19 protein-coding genes and 1 pseudogene are annotated in these 22,066 nt (G+C 59.4%); 11 read left to right on the top strand and 9 right to left on the bottom strand.

The genetic code is table 11. The features are described from left to right. Nucleotides 1-96 precede the first annotated feature (96 nt). Nucleotides 97-1,029 carry a DNA-binding transcriptional activator PunR gene (gene punR / locus P3C29_RS00675; protein ID WP_010176252.1) on the top strand — a complete coding sequence of 311 codons (933 nt, stop codon included), beginning with the start codon at nucleotides 97-99 and terminating at the stop codon, nucleotides 1,027-1,029. On the opposite strand, the gene P3C29_RS00670 is transcribed toward punR, so the two are convergent. After that, entirely contained in the window at nucleotides 1,030-2,199 is a 1,170-nt protein-coding gene (locus tag P3C29_RS00670) for an aspartate aminotransferase family protein (protein ID WP_010176253.1), read from the bottom strand. A gap of 103 nt (nucleotides 2,200-2,302) precedes the next feature. On the opposite strand from P3C29_RS00670, the gene P3C29_RS00665 reads away from it, so the two are divergent. Beyond that, on the top strand, nucleotides 2,303-3,208 hold the full coding sequence (locus tag P3C29_RS00665) for a LysR family transcriptional regulator (protein WP_201122365.1): 906 nt from the start codon (nucleotides 2,303-2,305) through the stop codon (nucleotides 3,206-3,208). On the opposite strand, the gene P3C29_RS00660 is transcribed toward P3C29_RS00665, so the two are convergent. Together P3C29_RS00660 and fabV are read right to left on the bottom strand one after the other, a co-directional pair. Next, a complete protein-coding gene (locus P3C29_RS00660) occupies nucleotides 3,205-3,828 on the bottom strand; it encodes an HAD family phosphatase (protein ID WP_275963696.1) in 624 nt (207 codons plus the stop codon). The genes P3C29_RS00665 and P3C29_RS00660 overlap by 4 nt on opposite strands. Before the next feature lie 98 nt (nucleotides 3,829-3,926). Continuing rightward, nucleotides 3,927-5,120, bottom strand: coding sequence for an enoyl-ACP reductase FabV (gene fabV / locus P3C29_RS00655; protein WP_010176257.1), 1,194 nt, complete (start codon nucleotides 5,118-5,120; stop codon nucleotides 3,927-3,929). Nucleotides 5,121-5,505: 385 nt separating this feature from the next. Here fabV and P3C29_RS00650 point away from each other — a divergent pair, with 385 nt between their 5' ends. Next, nucleotides 5,506-6,330, top strand: a complete 825-nt coding sequence (locus tag P3C29_RS00650; RefSeq protein WP_201122361.1) for an aspartyl/asparaginyl beta-hydroxylase domain-containing protein — start codon at nucleotides 5,506-5,508, stop codon at nucleotides 6,328-6,330. 147 nt (nucleotides 6,331-6,477) lie between these two features. Then, nucleotides 6,478-7,851, top strand: a complete 1,374-nt coding sequence (gene ppnN / locus P3C29_RS00645) for a nucleotide 5'-monophosphate nucleosidase PpnN (protein WP_003218868.1) — start codon at nucleotides 6,478-6,480, stop codon at nucleotides 7,849-7,851. 1 nt (nucleotide 7,852) lies between these two features. Here the strand turns inward: ppnN and P3C29_RS00640 are convergent, their stop codons facing one another. Next, complete coding sequence (locus tag P3C29_RS00640) at nucleotides 7,853-8,245, bottom strand: RidA family protein (protein WP_010176260.1); 393 nt, start codon at nucleotides 8,243-8,245, stop codon at nucleotides 7,853-7,855. A gap of 115 nt (nucleotides 8,246-8,360) precedes the next feature. Here P3C29_RS00640 and P3C29_RS00635 point away from each other — a divergent pair, with 115 nt between their 5' ends. Together P3C29_RS00635 and P3C29_RS00630 are read left to right on the top strand one after the other, a co-directional pair. Next, a complete protein-coding gene (locus P3C29_RS00635; RefSeq protein WP_201122358.1) occupies nucleotides 8,361-8,615 on the top strand; it encodes a hypothetical protein in 255 nt (84 codons plus the stop codon). Next, nucleotides 8,588-8,962, top strand: a complete 375-nt coding sequence (locus P3C29_RS00630; RefSeq protein ID WP_201122356.1) for a hypothetical protein — start codon at nucleotides 8,588-8,590, stop codon at nucleotides 8,960-8,962. Before P3C29_RS00635 ends, P3C29_RS00630 begins: the two co-directional genes overlap by 28 nt. Nucleotides 8,963-8,977: 15 nt before the next feature. On the opposite strand, the gene P3C29_RS00625 is transcribed toward P3C29_RS00630, so the two are convergent. Together P3C29_RS00625 and P3C29_RS00620 are read right to left on the bottom strand one after the other, a co-directional pair. Continuing rightward, nucleotides 8,978-9,307: a YXWGXW repeat-containing protein gene (locus P3C29_RS00625; protein WP_169387457.1), complete on the bottom strand. Its 330-nt coding sequence runs from the start codon at nucleotides 9,305-9,307 to the stop codon at nucleotides 8,978-8,980. 158 nt (nucleotides 9,308-9,465) lie between these two features. After that, nucleotides 9,466-10,365 carry a DMT family transporter gene (locus tag P3C29_RS00620; protein ID WP_275963695.1) on the bottom strand — a complete coding sequence of 300 codons (900 nt, stop codon included), beginning with the start codon at nucleotides 10,363-10,365 and terminating at the stop codon, nucleotides 9,466-9,468. Nucleotides 10,366-10,462: 97 nt separating this feature from the next. Here P3C29_RS00620 and P3C29_RS00615 point away from each other — a divergent pair, with 97 nt between their 5' ends. Further along, nucleotides 10,463-11,311 (top strand): LysR family transcriptional regulator, encoded by an 849-nt coding sequence (locus tag P3C29_RS00615; protein WP_275963694.1) that lies wholly within the window; start codon nucleotides 10,463-10,465, stop codon nucleotides 11,309-11,311. Here the strand turns inward: P3C29_RS00615 and P3C29_RS00610 are convergent. Next, on the bottom strand, nucleotides 11,308-12,204 hold the full coding sequence (locus tag P3C29_RS00610; protein WP_275963693.1) for a LysR family transcriptional regulator: 897 nt from the start codon (nucleotides 12,202-12,204) through the stop codon (nucleotides 11,308-11,310). The genes P3C29_RS00615 and P3C29_RS00610 overlap by 4 nt on opposite strands. 85 nt (nucleotides 12,205-12,289) lie before the next feature. On the opposite strand from P3C29_RS00610, the pseudogene P3C29_RS00605 reads away from it, so the two are divergent. Together P3C29_RS00605 and P3C29_RS00600 are read left to right on the top strand one after the other, a co-directional pair. Further along, nucleotides 12,290-12,967 (top strand): annotated as a pseudogene (locus P3C29_RS00605) (NAD(P)-binding domain-containing protein); the annotation flags it as partial. 113 nt (nucleotides 12,968-13,080) lie between these two features. Then, on the top strand, nucleotides 13,081-16,008 hold the full coding sequence (locus P3C29_RS00600) for an HD domain-containing phosphohydrolase (RefSeq protein ID WP_275963692.1): 2,928 nt from the start codon (nucleotides 13,081-13,083) through the stop codon (nucleotides 16,006-16,008). Nucleotides 16,009-16,097: 89 nt separating this feature from the next. Here the strand turns inward: P3C29_RS00600 and mqo are convergent, their stop codons facing one another. Further along, the gene (mqo, locus tag P3C29_RS00595) at nucleotides 16,098-17,744 is read right to left on the bottom strand and encodes a malate dehydrogenase (quinone) (protein ID WP_201122345.1); all 1,647 of its coding nucleotides are present in this window, start codon (nucleotides 17,742-17,744) and stop codon (nucleotides 16,098-16,100) included. 493 nt (nucleotides 17,745-18,237) lie between these two features. Here mqo and P3C29_RS00590 point away from each other — a divergent pair, with 493 nt between their 5' ends. Beyond that, entirely contained in the window at nucleotides 18,238-19,425 is a 1,188-nt protein-coding gene (locus P3C29_RS00590; protein WP_201122343.1) for an MFS transporter, read from the top strand. Nucleotides 19,426-19,519: 94 nt separating this feature from the next. On the opposite strand, the gene dusA is transcribed toward P3C29_RS00590, so the two are convergent. Beyond that, on the bottom strand, nucleotides 19,520-20,506 hold the full coding sequence (gene dusA / locus P3C29_RS00585) for a tRNA dihydrouridine(20/20a) synthase DusA (protein WP_275963691.1): 987 nt from the start codon (nucleotides 20,504-20,506) through the stop codon (nucleotides 19,520-19,522). A gap of 235 nt (nucleotides 20,507-20,741) precedes the next feature. Here dusA and P3C29_RS00580 point away from each other — a divergent pair, with 235 nt between their 5' ends. After that, nucleotides 20,742-21,692, top strand: a complete 951-nt coding sequence (locus P3C29_RS00580) for a methyltransferase domain-containing protein (RefSeq protein WP_275963690.1) — start codon at nucleotides 20,742-20,744, stop codon at nucleotides 21,690-21,692. Nucleotides 21,693-22,066: the final 374 nt, after the last annotated feature.

Below are 22,066 nucleotides of genomic sequence, written 5' to 3'. Positions count from 1 at the left end.
ACTATTTGCTGACTGGCGCCTATTATGAAGCTGGATGCTTCCCTGTGAAGCGATAATAATTGGACTCCCTTATCAATATTTTTGAAGGCAGCCTGCATGTGGTCTGAATATTCCCTGGATGTCGTGGATGCGGTGGCCCGCCACGGCAGCTTCAGCGCCGCCGCCCAGGAACTGCACCGGGTGCCGTCGGCCATCAGCTACACGGTGCGGCAAATCGAAGAATGGCTGGCGGTGCCGCTGTTTGTCCGACGTCATCGGGACGTGGAGCTGACGCCTGCCGGTAAATTGTTCGTCGACGAAGCCCGCGGCGTGATGAAAAAAATGCTTGGCACCCGAAGGCTGTGCCAGCAAGTGGCCAATGGCTGGAGCGGCCAGCTGAAAGTCGCGGTGGATTCCATCGTCAAACAGCAGCGCTGCCGGCAACTGGTGCTGGATTTCTATCGCCAGTTCCCGGAGGTGGAATTGCTGCTGGACTACGAGGTGTACAACGGCGTGTGGGATGCCCTGGCCGATGACCGCACCGACATCGTGATCGGCGCCACCAGCGCGGTGCCGGTGGCCAGCCAGTTCACCTTTCGCGACATGGGCCTGTTGAACTGGCTGTGCGTGGTCAGCAGTCGGCATCCGCTGGCGGCGGCAGAAGGCTTGCTCAGCGATGATCAATTGCGGCCCTTCGCCTCCCTGTGCATGACCGATACCTCACGCAACCTGCCCAAGCGCGATACCTGGACCCTGGACAACCAGCGCCGACTGGTGGTGCCGCACTGGGCGTCGGCGATTGATTGCCTGCGGGACGGCCTGTGCGTCGGCATGGCGCCGGCGCACCTGGTGCAACCGTGGATCGAGCGCGGCGAGCTGAGCGCCCTGCAACTGTCCCGGCCCTTCCCAGCCAGCCCGTCGTGCGTGGCGTGGGCGCAGAACAAACTGTCGCCGGCCATGGCCTGGTTGCTCGACTATCTGGGGGACACCGAAACCCTGAATCAGGAGTGGTTGAACGGGGTGCAGGTGGGCTCCGGCTACCCCGTTTGATCAATCCAATAACCGGGAAAGCGCCCGCACGATCATTTCCACTTCCTTACCGTCAATGGTCAACGGCGGCAGCAGGCGGATGATCTTGCCCCGTGTCACGTTGATCAGCAGGCCATGCTCGTGCGCCGCGCGCTGGGCCAGGTCGCGCTGAGGTGTCGCCAGTTCGATACCGATCATCAGCCCCTGCCCGCGAATCGCCAGCACCTGGGGATGTTCGCTCAATTCCACCCGCAGGCGCGCCAGCAACCGCTCGCCCTGTTGCGCCGCATTGTCGAGCAGACCTTGCTCTTCGATGATCTCCAACACCGTACAACCCACCCGACAGGCCAGCGGGTTGCCGCCGAAGGTGCTGCCGTGGCTGCCGGGGGTAAACAGTTGCGCCACGGCGGCCCGGGCCAGGCACGCGCCAATCGGCACGCCGTTGCCCAGGCCTTTGGCCAGCGTCATCACGTCGGGCACGATGCCCTCATGCTGGAAGGCAAACCAGCGACCGGTGCGGCCGATTCCGGTCTGGATCTCATCAAGCATCAGCAACCAGCCTTGCCGGGTGCAGTGCTCGCGCAAGGCTTTCAGATAACCCGGCGGCGCGACTTGCACGCCGCTCTCACCCTGGATCGGCTCCAGCAGCACCGCGACAATCCGCGGGCCGAATGCCTCGGTCACGGCCTCCAGCGCCTTCAAGTCGCCGAAGCCGACCTTGATAAAGTCCCCCGGCAGCTTTTGAAACCCCAGACGCACCGAAGGCCCGTCGCTGGCGGACAGGGTGCCCAGGGTGCGCCCGTGAAAGGCGTTCTCCATCACCACCACCAGCGGCTGTTCGATGCCCTTTTTCCAGCCATGCAGCCGGGCCAGCTTCAGCGCCGTCTCGTTGGCTTCGGCACCGGAGTTATTAAAGAAGGCCTGGTCCAGCCCGGAAAGCCGGGTGAGCCGCAGGGCCAGACGCTGTTGCCAGTCGATGCTGTAGAGGTTGGAGGTGTGCAGCAGCAAACCCGCCTGCTCACTGATGGCCGTCACCAACCGTGGGTGGGAATGGCCGACGTTGGTCACCGCCACACCCGCCACGGCATCCAGGTATTCGCGGCCCTGCTGGTCCCACAGGCGCGTGCCAAGGCCACGGGTAAAGCTCAGGGGCGACGGTTGATAAGTGGTCATCAGGCAGGCGGCGGTCATGGCGTCAGGCTCCAGTGCATCGTGGTGATGGCACCAGTATCGTTAGCCACCCGAGCTGGATAAACTGCACAACACTGCGATCACTTTAAATCAGGGCTTTACAATGGATCTGTTCCAGGCGATGACGGTGTACGTGAAAGTGGTGGAAGCTGGCAGCATGACGGCGGCGGCGCAGGCGTGCGGCATGTCCACCACCATGGTCGGCAATCACCTGCGCGCGCTGGAGCAACGCCTGGGGGTCAGCCTGCTCAAGCGCACCACGCGCAAGCAAAGCCTGACCGAGTTTGGCGGGATTTATTACCAGCGTTGCCTGGAGGTGCTGGGCCTGGTGGCCGACTCCGAGCAGATGGCCGAGCAAGCCAACAGCGACGTGCCCAAGGGGCTGCTGCGGATCACCGCACCGCCGGCCTTTGGCACCGAACGCCTGGCCCCGGCGCTCAGTGAATTTTCCCGGCGTTACCCACAGATCAAGCTGTACGTGGTGCTGAGCAACCAGCGGATGGACATGGTCGACAGCGGCTTCGACGTGGCCATCCGCCTGGGCGAACTGGACGCGCCAAGCCTGATTGCCCGACCGATGCAGGATTACACCATCACCCTCTGCGCCTCTGCGGCGTACCTGGCGCGCCGTGGCACGCCTCAATGTCCCGATGATCTACAGCAGCATGACTGCCTGGCGTTCGCTTACCCGGCGACCGACGATTGGCGCAACGCCGACAAGTTGTGGCGAATGCGCGGCGCCGAGGGCGAGGTGGAAATTCCCGTTTCCGGCTCGTTGACCATCAACAGTTCGCAGGCCTTGCGCCAGGCGGCGCTGGAAGGCATGGGCATCGTGATGCTGCCTGACGCACTGGTCGAGCCCGACCTGCGGGCCGGGAAACTGGTGGCATTGCTGACGTCCTACCAACTGCCCAGCCGGCCCATGCATTTGCTCTACGCCCAGGACCGCTATCGCCTGCCCAAACTCCGGGCGTTTGTGGATTTCGTCATGGAGAAGTGGGCGCGCTAGAGGTTCACCCCCAGCTCAATCAAGCGCTGACGTGTCTGCCCCGCAGACACGTGATGAATCCCCTGCCAACCCAGGGCAATGGCTGCCTCGATATTCCCGGCCACATCATCAATAAACACCACCTCAGCCGGTTTGATATCCGGCAGATAGGCGCGTACTTGCGCCAGGCTGGCGTGGTAGATCGCGGGATCGGGCTTGATCAGCTTGATTTCGCCGGACACGACGATGTCGCGAAAATACTGCAGGAAGGGATAGTGGGCGCGGGCATAGGGAAAGGTCTCGGCGGACCAGTTGGTCAGGCCGAACAGCGGCATTTTTGCTTCATGCAACGCTTCCAGAATCGCCACGCCCTCAGGCAATGAGCCACGCAACATCTCGTGCCAGCGGTCGTAGTACGCCTGGATCAAGGGCTCGTGCTGCGGGTGTTCGGCAATCAGCGTACGGGTCGCCTCGACCAGGCTGCGGCCGGCGTCCTGTTCGGTGTTCCAGGCCTGGGTGCAGACCGTGTCCAGGAACCGCTGGCGTTCCTGGTCGTCGGCAATCAACTGGCGGTAAAGATGGTGCGGGTTCCAGTCGAACAGAACACCGCCGAAATCAAAAACGACTGCACGAATCGTCATGAAGATCCTCCGTTAGTGGGCGTGATAACTGCCGCAGTCTGGCATGACGCGCATAAAAAAGCGGCCCCTGGAGGCCGCTTCTTCGTTACCCGAACCGCTTAGGCCTGAATCAGGCCCTGGATCTTCACGGTCGGATTGACGTCAGCGTCGTAGTCCACGCCGTCGATCTCGAAACCGAACAGGCGCAGGAACTCCGCCTTGTAGCCGGCAAAATCGCTGATCTCATTGACGTTGTCGTCAGAGACCTGATTCCACAGCGCCGCTACGGCGTCCTGAACCTTCGGCTCAAGTTCCGCGAGGTCGGCGCGCAGGCGGCCGTCGGCGTCGAGCTTGGGCTCTTTGCCATACAGGCTGTCCTTGAACAGGCCGTAGACCTGCTCGATGCAACCTTCGTGGGTGCCCTGCTCTTTCATCACTTTGAACAGCAGCGACAGGTACAGCGGCATGATCGGGATCGCCGAGCTGGCCTGGGTCACCACGGCCTTGAGCACCGACACACGGGCATCGCCCTTCAGTGCAGCGAGGTTTTCGCGCAGGGTCAGGACTTTCTTGTCCAGGTCCTTCTTGGCCTCGCCGATGGAACCGTTCCAGTAGATGTCCTGGGTCAGCTTCTCGCCAAGGTAGGTGAACGCAGTGGTCTTGGCGCCTTCAGCCAATACGTCGGCGTCACGCAGGGCGTCGATCCACAGCTGCCAGTCTTCGCCGCCCATGACTTTCACGGTGCCGTCGATTTCTTCCTGGGTGGCCGGCTCAAGGGTGGTGTCGACCACGACGCCCTTGTCGGTGTTGATACCGCGCAGGGTCACGGCCTTGCCGATCGGCTTCAGGGTGGAGTTGTGCACCACGCCTTGCGGGTCGGTACGGCGTGGCGCGGCCAGGCTGTAGACCACCAGGTCGATCTTGCCCAGGTCTTTCTTGATGGTTTCGATGGTCAGGCGCTTGATCTCGTCGGAGAACGCATCGCCGTTGATGCTCTTGGCGTACAGGCCTTTTTCCAGTGCAAACTTCTCGAAGGCGGCGCTGTTGTACCAGCCGGCAGAGCTCAGCTTGCCTTCTTCGCCTTCTTTCTCAAAAAACACGCCCAGGGTGTCGGCGCCGCAGCCGAAGGCGGCGCTGATGCGCGCGGCCAGACCGTAGCCGGTGGAAGCCCCGAGGACCAGCACCTTTTTCGGGCCGCCTTCAATGGCACCGTGTTCGGTCACGTAGTCGATCTGCTCTTTGACGTTCGCTTCACAGCCAACCGGGTGAGCGGTCACACAGATAAAGCCACGAACCCGCGGTTTGATGATCATAAAATTTCTGCCTCTTCCAAGGTGCCGAAGGCCAATGGTGGCCATTACAGCGTCAATCGTACGGTTCATAGACGTCCGGAAAACCGAAGCGTCACGATAGTCGCAAATCTTCTGTTCACAAAATGCTATCCGCAACACTGCTGATCCGGCTATTAGCCGAGGTGTTTTAAAGGGACAACGGTAAAAAACTGTGCAGTGACTTCACAAATTTCCAGCATTTAAAACGCCACCTCAGCGCGATAACACCCTATCATGACCATATTATTTCGATATGTTTCAGCTCGGGCATGATGCCCTGCGGGTTGACTGACTCCTTTGCCTGGCCTGCCAGTCGATCGCGGACGGTTTTGAAGCAATCGAAAACCGTCCGATGGAGCCCAGTTTCATGAGTAAGAGTGTCATCCGCAAACGCCTGGCGTCCGCCGCCTGGGTCCTTGGCGTATTGCTGTTCATCTATTGCTTCCCGAAAACCACCCTGGTGTTTCTGCTGCTGGTAGTGTTCTGCGGGCTGTATGACTTCCTGCGTAATGGCCTGTACGACGGCCCGACCATCAAGAAGTATTTCATCGGCAACGGCCGCAATACCTGGCTGCTGGCCCCCTTCAACACGCTGTTTGACCTGTTGAGCCAGCGCAATCGCCACGTGTACAAGATGAACGACTTGCCTGCGGCCTGGCGCGAAGACCTGCAAAAGGTGATAGACGACGCCATGGCCAACAAGGACGAAATCATCCAGTACCTGGATGAGCGCATGGCCGAGAAGAAGCGCGGCATGCTGTTCTTCCAGTGGTACGGTCGCCCGATCGAAACCACCCTGGATATCCCGCAACTGCGGGAAAAACTGCCCTATGTGAAAACCATCGGCGTGTCGGTATTCAATGAAAACCGCTCCACCTCGTTTCACTTCGGCCCGCTGCGCATGATGTTCCGGGTGCTCTACAACATGGCGCCGGCGCCGCACCACGACGGTGTCTACATTCAGGTCGGCAAGCACAAGCACTACTGGCACGATGACCCGCTGTTTATCTTCGATGACACGCTGATGCACGCCTCCTTCAACAAGAACGACGCCAAGCGCTACTGCCTGTTCATCGATATCGTGCGGCCAACCCTGGTGCCGTCCGTGCTGAACGGCCTGATCGCCGGCTTTGCCGCAGCGGTCTTTACCTTGCGGCGGTTTTTCTACAAAAACTGGAAGCTGATTCAGTAACTTCTGCGGCATGATGGTGCGCGACGGTGTTTGCGCTCGGCTCCAGTGCCGGGGAAAATGCCAGTCCAATGCGACCGAAAACGGCGCGCACTATCCTCAAGCCACTGGCCTTCCATGGTCCGGTGGCTGTGCTTTCAGGGAATCAGAATGCCCCAAAGACAAGTCATCAATGCCTCCGTAAGCCCTAAAGGCAGCCTTGAAACGCTGTCGCAACGTGAAGTCCAGCAACTGAGCGAAGCCGGTACCGGCAGCATCTACACCCTCTTCCGTCAATGCGCCCTGGCCATCCTCAACACCGGCGCGCATATCGACAACGCCAAGACCATCCTCGACGCCTACAAAGATTTCGAAGTACGCATCCACCAGCAGGACCGCGGCGTGCGCCTCGAACTGCTGAATGCCCCGGCCGACGCCTTCGTCGATGGCGAAATGATCGCCAGCACCCGGGAAATGCTGTTCAGCGCCCTGCGCGACATCGTCTACACCGAAAACGAACTGGACAGCCAGCGCATCGACCTGAGCAGCTCCCAGGGCATCACCGACTACGTGTTCCACCTGCTGCGCAACGCCCGCACCCTGCGCCCGGGCGTGGAGCCGAAGATCGTGGTGTGCTGGGGCGGGCACTCGATCAATACCGAAGAATACAAATACACCAAGAAAGTCGGCCACGAACTGGGCCTGCGCAGCCTCGACGTGTGCACCGGCTGCGGCCCCGGCGTGATGAAAGGCCCGATGAAGGGCGCGACCATTTCCCACGCCAAGCAACGCATTACCGGCGGGCGCTACCTGGGCCTGACCGAGCCGGGGATCATCGCCGCCGAGGCACCGAACCCGATCGTCAATGAGCTGGTGATTTTGCCGGACATCGAAAAACGCCTCGAAGCCTTCGTGCGTGTCGGCCACGGCATCATCATCTTCCCGGGCGGCGCTGGCACGGCTGAAGAGTTCCTGTACCTGCTGGGCATCCTGATGCACCCGGACAACCGCGACGTACCGTTCCCGGTGATCCTCACCGGGCCGAAACACGCCGCGCCGTACCTGCAACAGCTGCACGCGTTTGTCGGCGCCACCCTCGGCGAAGCGGCTCAAGCCCACTACCAGATCATCATCGACGACCCGGCTGAAGTGGCACGGCAGATGACCGTCGGCTTGAAAGCGGTCAAACAGTTCCGCCGCGAGCGCAACGACGCGTTCCACTTCAACTGGCTGCTGAAGATCGACGAAGGCTTCCAGCGTCCGTTCGACCCGACCCACGCCAACATGGCCAGCCTGCAACTGAGCCACGCCCTGCCGCCCCATGAACTGGCGGCCAACCTGCGCCGTGCGTTCTCCGGGATCGTGGCGGGCAACGTCAAGGACAAGGGCATCCGCCTGATCGAGCAAAACGGGCCGTATGAGATTCATGGCGACCCGGCGATCATGAAACCGCTGGATGAGTTGCTGAAAGCGTTTGTGGAGCAGCACCGGATGAAACTGCCGGGCGGCGCTGCCTACGTGCCGTGCTACCGCGTGGTGCAGTGAGTCAGCGCTGAACCGCGACGCACTTGATCTCCAGCAGCAAGCCTGGATTGGCCAGTTCTGATACGCCAATGACCGTCCAGGCGCACAACCCTCGGGGGAACAGGCGGTTTTTCACCTCACGGAAAACCGCCATGTGCTCGCTCAGGTTCACGTGGTAAGTGGTCATGTCGACCACGTCTTCGAAGGTACATCCACCCTCCTCCAATACCAGCCGCAGGCTCTCCCAGGCGGCGATGAATTGCGCCTCGGGGTCGGTGATGACTTCCAGGTTTTCCGTGCGGCCGACCTGGCCTGCGCAGTACAACGTCTTGCCGACTTTTACGGCCGGCACGTAGCCGGCGCGCTCGACGATGGGCTGCATGGAGGTGGGGATGATGAGGTGGCGGTCGGTCATATGTTGTATCTCTTTGAGCAGCAGTATTCGATGCCGGGAAGAACGCGGTTGGGCTATCTTTTTACCGCCTAGCGCCACTCAGCGCATCCAAAAATTTGCCCAAGGGACCTGACTCATGAACAACAAACCTGAGCCTCAACTAACAACAGTCAGCGTTCAAGCGCTGAAAGGTCTGATTCGTTGCCCCGACAAACCGATCAGCATTGATCAGATGACACAAGCCTGCGCCAAGCAGGCATCAAAATCCTCCTGGCTGGCTGGAACTCTCTTTCACGGTTCGCGTAACCTTTGGCCTATCCACGTCATAGGCATGACTACTGACCCAAATCTGGAAGAACCAAAATGCGCGAACTTCCGCTACTTTTCCTGACGCTGATGCCCTCCCTCGCCCTTGCCGAAGCCATCACCTGGCCCGACCTGCCCTCCACCTGCTTCGTCAGCGGCCGCTCCGCCACCAGCCAGGATGTGGATACCGGTTGTGCGGCGTTTCTGATCAATGTGAAAGGCCAGGCGGCAGGTACGCCGATCAAGCTGGATATCCCGCAATACGCGATGCATGTCGACGAAGGCACAGGCAAGGAAACACCGGTGATCCTCATCCAGGCGGAAGAGAACGGCGATGTAAAAGCGGTCGGTTACAAGGAGCTGGGCACCGGCCAGTTGGGCGCGGCGCTGCTCAGGGAAGTTCGGCTTCTGGGTACGAAGAAGCCGATTTAAGCCACGCAAATACGGTCAGCGAACCCAACCACCGCCCTGCCAGTGATAGCCATCACTGCGCTGTACCCAATGCGGGTGCACGTAGCGATAGCCTGGACGCTCCGGCTCCCAGTGACCATGCACCGCCACATAACGCCCGCCTTCCCAACGCCAGTAACCGCGCGACCACAGGTAGCCTGGCCGCCCTTCAGGCTCGACCTCGATGACCTGCACCGGTGGCGGTTGCGGCGCCACGACTTCTACATATTCACGCTGCACCGGTCGTCGATCATGCACGACCCGCTCCTCTACACACCCGGAAGCCGCGACGACCAGGGCCGCCAATGCCGCATAACGTAACAACATACAGAATCCTCGGGCGTCACCGCCCAGCGTTTACACCAGTAAAAAATGCCCCCTTGTTCCAGCCGCGCTCCTGCTTGGCTATAAGACTTTTTAACAGGTGCCAACTGTCAGGTTGCTGAACCCGCGGGCAGACGGCAGGTAAAGAAAAACTGACCTTTTCAAGAAGTACACGCTGCGGCCGGTTGTTTCAGACGCACCAGAATCAGCCCTGCCACCACCACGGCAATCCCTATATACGTGGATGCATAAATCACGTCGCCAAACATCAGCGCGGCCCATACCAATGTCACGGGTGGCTCCAGGTACACCAGCGCCGCCACGTGGGTGGCCGTCATCACCCGCAACAACATCCACAGGCTCAGGTATGCCAGGAAGGTAGAAAACACCGTCAGCCAAATGATGGAGATCAACACGTCGGGAGCCCGGGGAATGCTCAGCGTATCGGTGTATAGCACTGCGGCGGCAAAGCCGATCAAGGTCAATAACGACTGGATAAACAACGCCAGGGCAAGGTCGCCGGACTGGGCCTGGGCAGACCGTCGTTCATACAGCGTGGCCACAGTCAGCCCCAGCGCCGACACCAGGGGCAATAAGTACATGACCCACCCGACGTCGGCCCCGCTGTTGCGGTATTGCCCCGAGATCACAATCGATACGCCGGCAAAACCGATCATCAACCCCAGCCACTGCCAACCGCCACTGCGCTCGTTCACGCTGCCCGATGACAAAGCCGCCGTCATCAACGGTTGCAAGGCCGCGATGATCGCCGCAATCCCCGGCGGCAATCCGTTCTGGATCGCCACATAGACACAGGTCAAATAGAGAAACTGCGAGAGAAAACCGACCACCGCGTGATGGCGGATCCGGGCCCGGGAAACCTTCAGCAGCCGCACGTTCAAAAACAGCGCCAGGCACACAGACACCAGCAAAAAACGCCAGAACAGCACGTTGAACACCCCATCACTCCGGGCCGCCAATTTCGCGCCGATAAAGCCCGAACTCCACGACAGCACGAAGACTGTCTGTAACAGCAGCAGCCCTAAGGTCGATCGCTTCATTGAGCCTCCGGTTCGCGTGATTGACCGAAAGGCTAAGTGCCGCGCATGATTCTGTATATTTGAATAAGCTGCACTACTAATCCATAAAAGTGGAATTATGAGCAAGCAACTGAACATCGACCTGTTGCGCACCTTCCACGCGGTGGCCCGCTTCCAGCGATTCAACGAAGCCGCCAACCACGTACACCGCAGTGCCTCGACCGTGACCACCCAGATTCAAAAACTCGAAGACCAGGTCGGCCAACGCCTGTTCAACCGCAGCAACCAAGGGGTTGAGTTGACCATGTACGGCAGGAAACTCCTGGGTGAAACCACCGAATTCCTCAAGAGCCATGACCGCTTGCTGGCATCCCTCACGCCGCAACGCATGCAGGGCAAAATCCGCCTGGGTCTGCCTGACTCGTACGCGCCGGATTTCATGCAGGATTTCCTGCCCCGCCTGGTCGCCGACAACCCACTGCTGGAATTGGAGGTGGAAGCACGCTCCAGCGGCGAACTGTTGACCTTGTTCGGCAGCCAGCAGCTGGATCTGGCCCTGATTGTCAGCGCCCAGCCGTTGGAACAAGGCGAACGCCTGGGAGAGATCCAGCCGTTGTGGGTCGCCGCCGAACACTTCAGCTCTCCACCGCAGGCGCCTCTGCCGATTGCCGTGCAACTCACCGGCTGCCCTTATCGCGCCGCGGCGATTCGGGCGCTGAAGGAGCACGGCACTTACTATCGCGTGCTGTTGGAAAGCGCGAGCTCACCCGCCGTTGAAGCGTGCATCCGCAGTGGCATGGCGGTGGGGTTGGTAGAAGAAAGCCGGATGGGCAAGGGATTGACGCGGGAGATTGCGGGGGTTGAATTGCCGCCATTGCCGGTGCATCACCTCTACCTCCTTTGCGACAGCAGCAACCTTTTGGCGTTGCATGTGTATGAGCAGGTCAAAACCGGCTTCAGCGTCTAGGCCGGGCCGAAACGCAGCAGTACCGCCTCGATGAATTGCCGCAGCTTGGCGGTGCGCTGGCGGTTCGCGGTGTAAAGCAAATGCATCTGTCGGCTTGGCGCTTCAAATTCCGGCAGCACCCGCACCAGTTCGCCGCGTTTCAGGGCCGAGCGTAAAAAATCCTCAGGCCCCAGCACAATGCCAAAACCATCCAGCGCCGCAGTCATCAAGGCCCGACTCTCATTCACGTGCAGGCGGCTGGTGACCTGCGCCTTGTGCAAGACGGCGCCCTGGTAGAACGACCATTCGCGATCGACCGGGCGCGACCAGTAGGCGTATCCCAGGCATTCGTGGTGTTCAAGGTCTGCGGGAATCAGCGGCGTGCCGCGCTCGGCCAGGTATTTCGGTGCCGCGCAGACCACCAGGCGGTAGGGCTGCAGCGGCCGTGCGGTGAGGCTGCTGCTCGCCAGAGGGCCGATGCGGAACGCCACTTCGTAGCCCTCCTCCACCAGGTCGACAAACCGGTCGGTCAGGTGCAGGTCGATTTCCACCTCGGGGTTGTCCCGTAAAAACCCGGTCACCAGTGGCATCAGGCTGTAGGAGCCAAAGGTCACCGGGGCGCTGATCTTGAGCGTGCCCCGCGGCGTGTCATGCATGATCTGGGCGAGGGAGTCCGCCGCCTCAGCCTCTGTGAGGATGTGTTTGCAGCGCTCGTAGTACGCGCTTCCCAGCTCCGTCAGGCTTTGCCGACGGGTGGTGCGGTTGAGCAAGCGGGCACCCAGCCGCTGCTCCAGGGCCGTCACATGCTTGGCCACCATCTGCGGCGACATGCTCAAGCGCTCCGCCGCACGGGCGTAAGAACCCAGCTCGGCAGCCATCACAAAGGCACTCATGCTTGAAAGGCGGTCCATCATTCACCACTCCCAGTAACAACACCAAGCCCAGAACGGCCATTTATCCTCATCCAGTAGCCAATCATCATAACCACTCTCTCAATCCAGGAGCACCGACATGAACATTGGCATCATCGGAGCAGGCTTTATCGGACGTGCCGTTGCGCAATTGGCATTGGCAGCCGGCCATGAAGTGATGTTGAGCAACTCCCGTGGCCCCCAGACGATGAGCAGCGTGGTGAGCGGCATTCGTGGCGTTCAAGTGGGCACGGCGCAGGATGCGGCTGAATTTGGCGAGCTGGTGCTGCTGGCCATTCCGTTCGAGCATTACCCCAACGTGCCGGCGCAGTGGCTGGAAGGCAAAATCGTGATGGATGCCAACAACTACTACCCGGATCGCGATGGCCGCATTCCTGTGCTCGACCGTTTTGAAACCACCACCAGCCGGCTGGTGGCCGAGCATCTGTCGCAGTCGACAGTGGTGAAGGCGTTCAACGCCATCCGTGCGCCAGAGTTGACCCAGGATGCCCGCAGCCGCGGCGCACCCGACCGGCGTGCGCTCCCGGTGGCGGCGGATGATCCGGCCGCCAAGGCGCACGTGATCGCGTTGCTGGACGAGTTTGGCTTCGACGCGGTGGACGCCGGCGGGCTGGATGAAAGCTGGCGGTTTGAACGCGCCAAGCCTGCGTACTGTGTTGCGCTGGATAAAGAGGGGCTGAAAGCGGCCTTGGCGGCAGCAGAGCGGGAGGTCGAGTTGCCACCCGTGGCAACGCCCAAACGCTAAACCCTGGAAAAAGGCCGCCGGCCGTTCTCGGTTCGGCGGGCCTCCACGCACTCCTGGCCCCGCAAATACGACCTATAGTCACACGACGAGCAATTTCGAAGGGTTGCTGCAAAATGCCATCTCGTCGCGTTCCCCTTTACGTGCATATTTCCTACCTGTTCGTCGGGTTGCTGCTGCTCTTTGCACTGATCAACCTCAGCTATCAATTCCTCCAGACCAAGCGGTTCATGGCCGATGAAGCGCGCTCGCGCTTTGAGATCGCCGGGCAACTCACCCTCAAAGAGCTGCAAAGCCTGTATGGGCCCGCCGAACTCACCGTTGGCCTGCTGTCACAGCAACGGCTGATGAGCGCCACCACACTGGATGCACGCCTCGACAGCCTCCCGTTTCTGGTGACGATGCTGAAGGCGCAGCCGGCGGTCCGGGGTGTTTACATGGGGTATGGCAATGGCGACTTTTTCATGTTGTTCCGCGGGAACGAAAACCCGACACAGGACCCCACGCTTGCGCCGCCACCGGGTACCGCCTGGACCCTGCAGAACATACAGGCACAGGGTGGCAGACCCGTCGGCGAGTACCTGTATCTGAATGCCGACCTGTCCGTCATGGAGCGCCGGCCCGACCCCACCACTCAGTTCGATCCCCGTACACGCAGCTGGTACACAGGCGCGAAATCCGCAGGAACCTTATTTGTCACAGCACCCTACCCGTTTTTTGGAACCGAGGAGGTGGGCGTCAGTTTTGCTCAGCCTACGCAAAATGGTGCCGGGGTGGCTGGCATCGATATCAGCCTGCACTCGATCGACCAACTGTTGCTGTCGACCAAAATAACCCCGGGTTCACACCTGACCGTACTCAATACAAAAAACGAGGTGATCAGTTCTGAAAAAGGCTCGCGGCTGATCGCCACCGGGAAGGGTGAAAATCGCCTGGCGCATCTTGATGAGTTGAGCCTGCCAGTGACTCGACAATTTGTGGCAGCGGCCACCGCACAGCACAACGACCAATTGAGCCTCAGTACTGCCGATGGCGAATGGCAAGGCATGCGTGTTGAACTGCCGTTGGCGGGTACGCAAAACCTTTCGTTATGGATGACCACGCCGTATCGGGAGCTGATGGCCAGTGCCATTGCCACCCGCAATCACGGCTTGTTCATCTCCCTGGCGTTTCTGGCCGTGAGCATCCTTGTGGCCCTGGCAATGTCCCGGGCGGCATCCCGGCCGTTGGCGGCGTTGACCCGCCAAGCCACACAGATAGAACAATTCAACTTCGAGGCCTCGACCCCGGTTAAATCGAACATCGCCGAAGTCATCGACCTGGCGCACGCCATGGACAGTATGAAATCCACCATTCAGCACTTTCTGGAGCTCTCGAGAGTGCTGTCCAGCGAGACTAACTTCCAGAACCTGCTGGCGCGTTTGTTGATGGAAATGCAAGGGACCACCGGGGCTGAAGGCGGCCTGATCTATCTGGCTGATGCCAATGCCAGCCACTTGAAAGTGGCGCGAGTGCGTTGGGGCAATGAGTTACAGGAAACAGCCGGGGATAAGCCGATTGAACTGGACGATAACCCGAGCCACCCACTGGTACGGGCGCTCAATACGCCACAGGCGAAGCCTGAGCGGTTAAGCCGCGAACAACTGCAGACTCACTTTGGTTTTCTGGGGGATATCCAGACGTCACTGACGCTTTGGGCTTTACCGCTGCGGGACCGAAGCGGCCTGTTACTGGGCGCCCTCGTGTTGCTGGTAGACGAGAACGAACGCCGACTGACGCCCTCGCTCATGGCCTTCGTCGAAGCACTGTCGAGCACCGCCGCCATTGCCCTTAACACCCAACACCTGATCGACGAGCAGAAGACTTTACTGGAGTCGTTTATCCAACTGATTGCCGGCGCGATCGATGCCAAGAGTCCCTACACCGGCGGCCACTGCCAGCGCGTACCCGAGCTGACCAAGATGCTTGCGCACGCGGCCTGCAATGAAAAAGACGGGCCACTCAAGGATTTCGCACTCAATGAAGAGCAATGGGAGGCGTTGCATATCGCGGCGTGGCTGCACGACTGCGGCAAAGTCACCACGCCCGAATACGTGGTGGATAAAGCCACCAAACTTGAAACGCTGTACGACCGCATCCATGAAGTGCGGATGCGCTTCGAGGTGCTCAAGCGCGACGCCGAACTCGATTACTGGAAGGGTATCGCTGCCGGCGGCGCTGCCGAAACACTGCACACCGAACTGACTGAAAAACTCGCGCAACTGGATGACGATTTCGCCTTTGTTGCCCAATCCAATATCGGCGGAGAGTTCATGGCGCCGGACCGCGTCGAACGCATGCAGAAACTGGCCACCTGCACGTGGCGGCGGACACTGTCGGATCGTATCGGCATTTCCAACGATGAAACTGCCCGCAAACAACGCTCGGCCGAGGCAGCGCTTCCCGTGATGGAGCCCTTGCTGGCAGACCGTCCCGACCACTTGTTCCCGCGCAGCAGCCGCGACACCCTGGGTGACGACAATCCCTACGGCTTCAAGGTCAAGGTCCCGGAACACCTCTACAACCGCGGGGAGCTTTACAACCTGTGTATCGGCCGCGGCACCCTGACCGAAGAAGAGCGCTACAAGATCAACGAACACATCATCCAGACCATCAGCATGCTGGAAAAACTGCCGTTCCCGCGCCACCTCCAGGACGTCCCGGAAATAGCCGGCGGCCATCATGAAAAAATGGACGGCAACGGCTACCCGAAACGCCTCACCCGCGAGCAAATGAGCTGGCCGGCACGCATGATGGGGATCGCGGACATCTTCGAGGCATTGACCGCCGCCGACCGTCCCTACAAAAAGGGCAAGACGTTATCCGAGGCGATCAAGATCATGGTGGGCATGAAAAAAGACCAGCACATCGACCCGGAGATTTTCGACCTGTTCCTGCGCTCGGGCATCTACCTTGAGTACGCCAGGCGTTACTTGCCCGACGAGTTGATTGATGCCGTGGATATCCAGCCCTACCTCGACGTGAACCGGACTGAAGACGCTTGATCCGCAGCCAACAAAAAGCCCGCTGACCGTTACCGGTTCAGCGGGCTTTTCACATCGGCGGGGTCCTGAGTCAGGACCTCACCCACGTCTTACAGTGCGAGGTCAGAAGCGGGCTTGCTTGGCTCAGCCGCAGGCTTGGCAGCCTCGGTGGCTTTAGGCGCAGTCAGCTGCGGAATCGCTGGTGGAGGCGTCAGCTGCAGAATGTTGGCGGTGTAGGCCCATTCTTTAGCCACAGCTTCAGGGCTGTCGTTCAGCTTGGTGCCGTAGCTCGGCACGATCTGGTGCAGCTTTTCCTGCCAGGCCGGGGACGCAACCTGTTCCTTGAACACTTTCTGCAGCACGGTCAGCATGATCGGAGCCGCGGTGGACGCGCCTGGCGATGCACCCAACAGGCCTGCAATGGTGTTGTCGGCGGAGCTGACCACTTCGGTACCGAGTTTCAGTACGCCGCCCTGCTCTTCGTCACGCTTGATGATCTGCACGCGCTGACCGGCTTGCCACAGGCGCCAGTCTTCTTTCTTGGCGTTCGGGAAGTACTCTTGCAGTGCCTTGAAGCGGTCGTCATCCGACAGCATCAGTTGGCCGGCGAGGTACTCGACCAGTGGGTATTCGCGGATACCGACTTTGGTCATTGGCCAGATGTTGTGGGTGGTGGTGCTGGTCAGCAGGTCCAGGTACGAGCCTTCTTTCAGGAACTTGGTCGAGAAGGTGGCGAATGGGCCAAACAGAATCACGCGCTTGCCATCCAGCACGCGGGTGTCCAGGTGCGGAACCGACATCGGTGGTGCGCCAACGGAAGCTTTACCGTAGGCCTTGGCCAGGTGCTGCTCGGCAATCGTTGGGTTATCGGTGACCAGGAACGAACCGCCCACAGGGAAACCGGCGTATTCCTTGGCTTCAGGAATGCCCGACTTCTGCAGCAGGTGCAGTGCACCGCCGCCGGCGCCGATGAACACGAACTTGGCGTCGGTTTCAGTCTTGGTGCCGTCTTTCAGGTTTTTGTAGCTGACACGCCAGGTGCCATCGGCGTTCTTGGTGATGTCCTGCACTTCGCTCGACAGTTTCAGGTCGAACTTCGGCGTAGTTTGCAGGTGAGCGACGAACTGGCGGGTGATCTCGCCGAAGTTCACGTCGGTACCGATCGGGGTCCAGGTGGCCGCGATTTTCTGGTTCGGGTCACGCCCTTCCATCATCAGCGGGACCCATTTCTTGATCTGCACCGGGTCTTCGGAGTATTGCATGCCGGCGAACAGCGGGCTCGCCTGCAGCGCTTCATAACGCTTCTTCAGGAACTTGATGTTGTCATCGCCCCACACAAAGCTCATGTGCGGTGTGGAGTTGATGAACGAACGCGGGTTCTTCAAGACGCCCTGCTGAACCTGCCAGGACCAGAACTGACGGGAGATCTGGAACGCTTCGTTGATCTCGACCGCTTTCGGGATTTCAACGTTGCCGTTCTTGTCTTCCGGGGTGTAGTTCAGCTCAGCCAGGGCCGAGTGACCGGTACCGGCGTTGTTCCAGCCGTTGGAGCTTTCTTCGGCCACGCCATCCAGGCGCTCGACCATCTCCATCGACCAGTCCGGTTGGAGCTCGTTGAGCCACACACCCAGGGTCGCACTCATGATGCCGCCGCCGATCAGCAGCACATCGACTTTCTTTGCCTCTTCCGCGTGAACGGAGGTGATCCCCATCGACAAAGCCAGCCCCAGCAGGGCAGTGTTTACTTTTTTAAACATCAGTAGCACCTATGATAGAACGCCATCCGCCCCACTGCCCCTGATCATGGGCAACCCTCAATCACGCTGCGCCAGGCAACGCACCGCGGGGTTTGCACATTCATTCGGGGACCGCAGGGTGGGCACACAAGGCCGACGTATCGACCTCACTTTTATGTCCCTTCTGCGCTGACTTCTTATCATTATTGGCTTCAGCTACCTGGGCGACAGCCAACCGCCGGGACGTATACGGGTGTACGCACCGGAGAAAGACTAGACCAAGACGGCGCGCAGAATATCACGGCAAACCGCCGATATGCGCTGTTTGGCCAATTGACAGCTCTAAATCGCGGGTTTTAACGCGACAGTGTCAAGCCTGACAGGCGCGACGTGGCGTCACAGGCCGTTTGATGAAACTGAACTCTGCGGCAAAAGGCTGTTCTAGACACCTTCGCCGCTGCTTGCGTAGCATCGGCGACTGTCCTTCGTGCACTTCATCCAAACAGAGTTACCCATGACTATCCAGCAAACACCCGGGCACGTGCTGCCCGCGCGCAGCGCCGCCAAAATGGAAGCTGCCATGGCCGTGGGCGCCTTCGCGATCGGCACCGGCGAATTCGCCATCATGGGCCTGATGCCCGACATCGCCCACAATTTGAACTTGAGTGAACCCCAGGTCGGCCACGCCATCAGCGCCTACGCGTTGGGCGTGATGGTCGGCGCCCCGCTGCTGGCCATCCTCGGCGCCAAACTGCTGCGCAAACACATGCTGCTGTTGCTGATGGGCCTATATGCCCTGGGCAACCTCGCCACCGCCTTCACCCCGACTTTCGGTTCGCTGGTGGCCTTCCGCTTCATCAGCGGGCTGCCCCATGGCGCCTACTTCGGTATTGCCGCCGTGGTCGCCTCCAGCATGGTGCCCAACGACAAACGCGCCGGCGCCGTGGCCCGCGTGATGATGGGCCTGACCCTGGCCATGCTGCTCGGCAACCCCATCGCCACCTTCCTCGGCCAACACCTGGGCTGGCGCTCGGCGTTCGCGCTGGTCAGCGCCATCGCCGTGTGCACCATCGCGCTGGTCTGGCAATTCGTACCGGATCGCCACGACGAACCCCGCAGCGACCCGCGCAAAGAACTGCGCGCCTTCACCAAACCCCAGGTGTGGATGGCGCTGTCCATTGGCGCTATTGGTTTTGCCGGGATGTTCTGCGTGTTCAGCTACCTGGCGCCGACCATGCTCGAAGTGACCAAAGTCTCGCCGCAGTGGATTCCATTCGGTCTGGCCGCGTTTGGCGTAGGCGGCATCATCGGCAACATCGCCGGCGGCAAGCTGTTTGATCGCCTGCAATTTCGCGCCGTGGGCTGGATTATGGTGTGGTCGATGGCCGTGCTGATTTTCTTCACCTTCGCCGCCAGCTCGCTGTGGAGCGTCCTGCTGGGCATCGGCCTGGTCGGGACCATGATCGCCATGGCCGCGCCGCTGCAAATCCGCTTGATGGACATTGCTCATGAAGCGCCGAGCCTGGCGGCGGCGTCCAACCACGCGGCGTTCAACCTGGCGAATGCGCTAGGCCCGTGGTTGGGTGGGATGGCGATTACAGCGGGGTATGGGTGGACAAGCACGGGCTATATTGGCGCGGCTACGGCGCTGGTTGGGTTGGGTATTTACCTGATCGCACGGCGTATGAAGGGCGGGCACTAACGCCACACCTCTATAGCCCCTCCCACGATCCAATGTGGGAGCGGGCCCCTCGAAAGCAGGCGTCAGCCTCCAAATAAACCAACTGGCACCCAAATCACCGCCCCTCCAACAACTCCCCGGCCTTATCCAGCAACGCCAGCGGATCAGTGGCCTTATGAATATCCACCGACAGCAACTGCCGAAACTTCCGCGCCCCCGGGAAACCCGTCCCCAAGCCCAGTACGTGGCGCGTGATGTGATGCATCGATCCACCCGTTGCCAGGTGCTCTGCTATATAAGGACGCAACTGCGCCAATGCCTCTGCACGAGTGATCACAGACGCAGTGCTGCCGAACAACTGTTGATCCACCTCAGCCAACAGATATGGATTGTGATAAGCCTCGCGACCCAGCATCACGCCGTCGAACGTCTGTAGATGTTCTTGGCACTGTTCGAGCGTCTTGATCCCGCCATTGAGAATGATCTCAAGTTCAGGGAAATCCTGCTTCAACTGGGCGGCGACGTCGTAGCGCAATGGCGGGATATCCCGATTTTCCTTCGGTGACAGCCCCTCCAGAATCGCAATCCGCGCGTGCACGGTGAAACTGGTGCAGCCTGCGTCTTTCACCTGGCCGACGAAATCGCATAGCTCGGCATAACTGTCCCGGCCGTTGATGCCTATGCGGTGCTTTACCGTTACCGGGATCGAGACCACGTCCTGCATGGCCTTCACACAATCTGCCACCAGAGCAGGGTGGGCCATGAGGCACGCGCCGATCATGTTGTTCTGCACCCGGTCGCTGGGGCAGCCGACGTTGAGGTTCACCTCGTCATAGCCGGCGTCCTGGGCCATTCGGGCGCAGGCGGCCAGATCTGCCGGGACGCTACCGCCCAACTGCAAGGCAAGCGGGTGCTCGGCCTCGTTATGGCGCAGGAAGCGTTCGTGGTCGCCATGGAGGATTGCGCCGGTGGTGACCATTTCGGTGTAGAGGAGGGAGTTTTTGGAGAGCAGGCGCAGGAAGTACCTGCAGTGCCTATCAGTCCAATCCATCATGGGTGCAACGGAGAAGCGACGGGAAATTGAAGCTGTTTGCAGGAGCATGGGGGTCTGAATTTGAGAGGTGTAGGGTCGCAGTTTATCAGGGATGGAGTGGCTGTGTTGAGAGACAAGGTTGCCCCCCGAACATTCTTGCGGTTACTTGTCTGGGCCCTGTACCCGCAAAGGATCTATCCCGCTACTTGGGGGAGGCCGGGCGTTGAGCAACGACGATATGCTAGCATCACGACTCATGCTTTTAGGTCACTATTGATTCATTGTTAAACCTCGAGGGATTACGATGTTTTTTAAGAAGCGAAGCGCTGCTATTGACGCAGGCGAGAATTCGACGCACACACTTGACTCATTTCCTCTCAGGCCACCGCTTCCTCTTCCTGAGGGGGTATCGCGGCAAGAACTCTTCGATTGGCTAAAAACCGTACGGGTTTCCGATGCGCCTGAATCAATCGCCGGTTACTGCGTTCAGGATTTTGAACGTTTCGTCCAGACGTTTGGATTGGCTCAACGGGCCGCTGCAAATTACACCGGTGAGCTGACTGGCCTGGAGCTCGGTGGAAATCCGTATTTCGCAACGATGTTGCTGAAGAACTTCACCTCTATTGACTGGCGTTTGGGAAATTACTTTGGCGACCAAGTTCCTAAGGGCGAAGCACATCAGCGTGTATATATGAGTGAATTCCGGGCACTGAATAATAAGACACACGTTGATCTTACCTACTCACATTTCAATATTGAAGAGGATGTTTTCCCTTTCGAGTCGGGGTCGCTCGATATTGTCCTGTTTTGTGAAATAATCGAACACTTGTTGAACGATCCATGTGCAGTGCTTCGGCAGATAAAAAGGGTTCTCCGTGATAATGGTACGTTGGTTTTGACCACACCCAATGTAAACCGCTTAGAGAACGTTGCACGAATGATTGTAGGTACCAATATATACGATCCGTACAGTGGTCATGGTCCGTATGGACGTCATAATCGCGAGTACAACAAGCATGAACTCCATGAACTTTTGACTTATCTCGGATTTACAGTTGATGAGATTTTCAGTGCTGATGTACACCATAATGCAACTTCTACGTATCTCGATCCGAAAGAGTTCGGGCAGTTGATCAAATACCGCGAACATGATCTCGGGCAATATATTTTTATTCGAGCCAGGAAGACGGGTGTGGATAAAGGTAAAAAACCTGCGTGGTTGTACAGGTCTTACGACCCTGCTGAACTCGAGTAAGTTCTCGATTAGGGTTGAGTGAAGCAGGGGAACAGCCTTGTTTATTTCGAATCCCCCTTGATGCGCCTGTCAGTAACGCGTGCACCCTGTTGTGGTCAGTGCCAGGGCTTCAGCCACCCTGGCACCATTCTCGGACTATTTCTTCGTTTTGTCAGGGGCTTTGGTCAGTGCAGATCCCGCAACAGACTTCACTGGTTCTTCGTCTTTAGCCATCAGTTGAACTTTCCTGTACGTAGATCGCAGGATCATCTGAATTGATGCCTGGTCGGCTTTAATATCTAGGGGCTGACTGTTGGTATCGCCAATCAGAATATGTGCCGGGATAATTCGTCGCCAAAACGACATCTACCTGAACCAATCCTGTCGTCCGGTAA

Source organism: Pseudomonas sp. 1912-s (assembly GCF_029269205.1).
GTDB lineage: Bacteria > Pseudomonadota > Gammaproteobacteria > Pseudomonadales > Pseudomonadaceae > Aquipseudomonas.
This window is presented reverse-complemented; position numbering and strand designations above follow the sequence as displayed.

Coding starts and splice junctions, on each gene's coding strand:
- P3C29_RS00670 (WP_010176253.1), bottom strand. CDS start 2,199: ATGACCGCCGCCTGCCTGATGACCACTTATCAACCGTCGCCCCTGAGC.
- P3C29_RS00630 (WP_201122356.1), top strand. CDS start 8,588: ATGCGCGAACTTCCGCTACTTTTCCTGACGCTGATGCCCTCCCTCGCC.
- ppnN (WP_003218868.1), top strand. CDS start 6,478: ATGCCCCAAAGACAAGTCATCAATGCCTCCGTAAGCCCTAAAGGCAGC.
- P3C29_RS00650 (WP_201122361.1), top strand. CDS start 5,506: ATGAGTAAGAGTGTCATCCGCAAACGCCTGGCGTCCGCCGCCTGGGTC.
- P3C29_RS00610 (WP_275963693.1), bottom strand. CDS start 12,204: ATGATGGACCGCCTTTCAAGCATGAGTGCCTTTGTGATGGCTGCCGAG.
- P3C29_RS00625 (WP_169387457.1), bottom strand. CDS start 9,307: ATGTTGTTACGTTATGCGGCATTGGCGGCCCTGGTCGTCGCGGCTTCC.
- P3C29_RS00660 (WP_275963696.1), bottom strand. CDS start 3,828: ATGACGATTCGTGCAGTCGTTTTTGATTTCGGCGGTGTTCTGTTCGAC.
- P3C29_RS00600 (WP_275963692.1), top strand. CDS start 13,081: ATGCCATCTCGTCGCGTTCCCCTTTACGTGCATATTTCCTACCTGTTC.
- P3C29_RS00665 (WP_201122365.1), top strand. CDS start 2,303: ATGGATCTGTTCCAGGCGATGACGGTGTACGTGAAAGTGGTGGAAGCT.
- fabV (WP_010176257.1), bottom strand. CDS start 5,120: ATGATCATCAAACCGCGGGTTCGTGGCTTTATCTGTGTGACCGCTCAC.
- dusA (WP_275963691.1), bottom strand. CDS start 20,506: ATGCTCCTGCAAACAGCTTCAATTTCCCGTCGCTTCTCCGTTGCACCC.
- punR (WP_010176252.1), top strand. CDS start 97: ATGTGGTCTGAATATTCCCTGGATGTCGTGGATGCGGTGGCCCGCCAC.
- P3C29_RS00615 (WP_275963694.1), top strand. CDS start 10,463: ATGAGCAAGCAACTGAACATCGACCTGTTGCGCACCTTCCACGCGGTG.
- P3C29_RS00640 (WP_010176260.1), bottom strand. CDS start 8,245: ATGACCGACCGCCACCTCATCATCCCCACCTCCATGCAGCCCATCGTC.
- P3C29_RS00620 (WP_275963695.1), bottom strand. CDS start 10,365: ATGAAGCGATCGACCTTAGGGCTGCTGCTGTTACAGACAGTCTTCGTG.
- mqo (WP_201122345.1), bottom strand. CDS start 17,744: ATGTTTAAAAAAGTAAACACTGCCCTGCTGGGGCTGGCTTTGTCGATG.
- P3C29_RS00590 (WP_201122343.1), top strand. CDS start 18,238: ATGACTATCCAGCAAACACCCGGGCACGTGCTGCCCGCGCGCAGCGCC.
- P3C29_RS00580 (WP_275963690.1), top strand. CDS start 20,742: ATGTTTTTTAAGAAGCGAAGCGCTGCTATTGACGCAGGCGAGAATTCG.
- P3C29_RS00635 (WP_201122358.1), top strand. CDS start 8,361: ATGAACAACAAACCTGAGCCTCAACTAACAACAGTCAGCGTTCAAGCG.